Below are 2280 nucleotides of genomic sequence, written 5' to 3' on the forward strand. Positions count from 1 at the left end.
CCGATACGAACGCAAAGCCGAACACTTCCTCGCCTTCACCAGCCTCGCCTGCACCCTCATCTGCTACCGCAGACTCGCCAATTGAGATGACTTCTTAGTGCAGTGCGCGTCCTGGCGATCATCTTGCGGACACTGCCCGAGGTGACCTCGTCGCCATTGGCCTTGTCCACGTCCACGGTGCCAATGCCCGGCGCCGTAGAAAGCGCGGCGGCGAGCTTCTTCTCAACACGCTCGATGAGAGTGTTTGCCTGCGGGGCAAGAACCTGCGCACCGAAGTCTTCGATATCTAGCGTCAGTTCGGCGTCGGTCAGGTCAACGGCAGAGTAAATGTGCCGGTCCAGGCGAACGGGAATCTTCCACTCGGCGAGGCTCTCAGATTCGATGCCACCGGAGTTGTCGGCCCGTAGATCCTGCTCAGTGCCGGTCAGACGAGACGGCGCTTGATGTTCACAGCGTCACCCGCCGCGCCGGTGAAGTCCGCGCCGGAATCCTTGGCGACAAGTCCCGCTAGAACCGTCTGCCGCTTGAGCAGACCGAGGGTCCCCGCAGCTAGCTTGTCCGCCTTCGCAAAAACATTAGTAGACATGAATACGCATCTCTCTGCGCCGCTTAGAAACGAGCGCGCTTAGCAAAAGCCCGAGCAATCTTGATCGGGTCAGCAGCAACCCCCGCCGCGCCTCGCCGAGCTCCCGCTGAACGGCCTCGACCTGCTCGCGCAGGTGCTGTTCCTCGGTCTTGCGTGCTTCCTCGGGCTCCTGGTGGGCCTGGACGATCGGCACGTACTCCGCCAACTGTGCCCGTAGCTGCTCCACCTCGGCGGACAGATCCTCCGCGGCCGGCGGTGCGTCGACCACCGCATCAGGCGCCGCGGGTTCGGTCTCGTTGGTCGCCTCGTTCGGCGTCTCGTCACTCATGCGTAAACCTCTCAAAAATCGGATCGTTAGACGACGGAACCGTTCACTCGAATGGCCGCTCTCCGGTCGTAGCCAGCCACAGAGGCGAGCACGGTGGTGCCATGAACAAAACGCGAATGAACCTCTCGAAGAGAACTGTTTTGCGGACGGCCCTGGGCGGCGCTGCCCTCGGAATGGCTTTTGCCGCAGGGGCCACAACGACCGCGTACGCCGTCGGCAACTCCACCCCTCACGTCGTCACAAAAGCCCCGGCTGACTGGGGCGACCAGAACAACGGCATAGGAGGGGGGACCAGCAGCCACGGCTGGGGCAACCAGAGCAACGGCATTGGAGGGGGGACCAGCAGCCACGGCTGGGGCAACCAGAGCAACGGCATGTCCTGACGGATAAAACCGTCACAAACTCGGGCTGAAGCGAAGGACCGGCACAGTTCCTCCACTTGGCCCGCACCGCCCCGCCTGTTCTGCCGTGCTCCATGGCAGAACAGGCGGGGCTCCCATATGCGCCCTATGCGCGGCCTTCGACGAGCCGCCGGAACTGAATCGGGTCACCGCCCGCCTCACGCCACAGAGCACCGTAACGCTGCTCCTGAGGCGTAGGGCGCGACCGACGAGAATAGACCAGTTCCATGTGGCACTGACACGCACGATGAACACCCGCACCCCGCCCACCTCAGACCGCCGCCCTTCCGGGAACCCGCCGCGGACTTCTGGTCCCTATAGACAGCGCCCTGACTCGCCAACATCGCGCAAAATGAGCAGGCGCCCCCGAACACACCCGGCGCCACCCGATACACCGCCGGTCCCGGTCGATGCCATCGGCAATGACGCTGCGGCCGGACCGTAAAATGTGGCCGGTCACGCTTCCCAACTGACCTGATAGGGCAAGCCGGTTGGCCTCCTCTACCGGTACACCCGTGGCAAAGAGTCGGCGGACGTACCCCGGCCCGTACTTCGCCAGGGCGCTCTCCGACTGCCCCCGGCAGTGCAAGGCCGGGCGCGGACACGGTGAACCCATCGGCCACCAGCCCGAGGGCATGAAGTTCCGCGCGCCGGAAACGTGCGAAGTAGTTGACGGCTACCTGGCCCGACTTCGTATGTGCCACTTGGTACAGTTCCTCAGCCTGAGCGACGTACCGCAGCCATGACGCGTCGTCGGCCGGATCAACCGCCGCCCATGCCGCCGATAGCTTCTTCAGAGCGTTCCCTGTCAGGGCGCGCTGTGCCCGTTGGTGCGCAGCTGTCAGCCGCTCTCCCAAGTTGCTTAGACCGTGTCCTATGTGGTGAGGCGGGCGAGTCGTTTGTAGCAACACAGGGTGGCAGCGAGGCCGAGAAGGCCAGGTAGTTGCGGGGGTGGCGTTCGTAGC

General features: G+C 64.1%; 2 protein-coding genes and 2 pseudogenes. 1 reads left to right on the forward strand and 3 read right to left on the reverse strand.

Annotated elements, in window-relative coordinates; translation table 11 throughout:
- Window positions 1–85, forward strand: a pseudogene (locus ACWD6P_RS36900) (IS5/IS1182 family transposase); the annotation flags it as partial.
- Between the two features lie 490 nt (window positions 86–575).
- Here ACWD6P_RS36900 and ACWD6P_RS36905 read toward each other — a convergent pair.
- The 3 genes and pseudogenes from ACWD6P_RS36905 to ACWD6P_RS36915 all read right to left on the reverse strand — a co-directional run.
- Complete coding sequence (locus ACWD6P_RS36905) at window positions 576–914, reverse strand: hypothetical protein (protein WP_451448593.1); 339 nt, start codon at window positions 912–914, stop codon at window positions 576–578.
- Window positions 915–1473: 559 nt separating this feature from the next.
- Complete coding sequence (locus tag ACWD6P_RS36910; RefSeq protein WP_451448594.1) at window positions 1474–2226, reverse strand: VG15 protein; 753 nt, start codon at window positions 2224–2226, stop codon at window positions 1474–1476.
- Window positions 2190–2280: pseudogene (locus ACWD6P_RS36915) on the reverse strand (IS5/IS1182 family transposase); the annotation flags it as partial. The gene ACWD6P_RS36910 and the pseudogene ACWD6P_RS36915, both read right to left, overlap by 37 nt.

This window comes from Streptomyces sp. NPDC002446, assembly GCF_053595675.1.

What these genes read in the sequence shown, in the direction of transcription:
- ACWD6P_RS36905 (WP_451448593.1), bottom strand. Translation starts at nt 914, where the DNA reads ATGAGTGACGAGACGCCGAACGAGGCGACCAACGAGACCGAACCCGCG.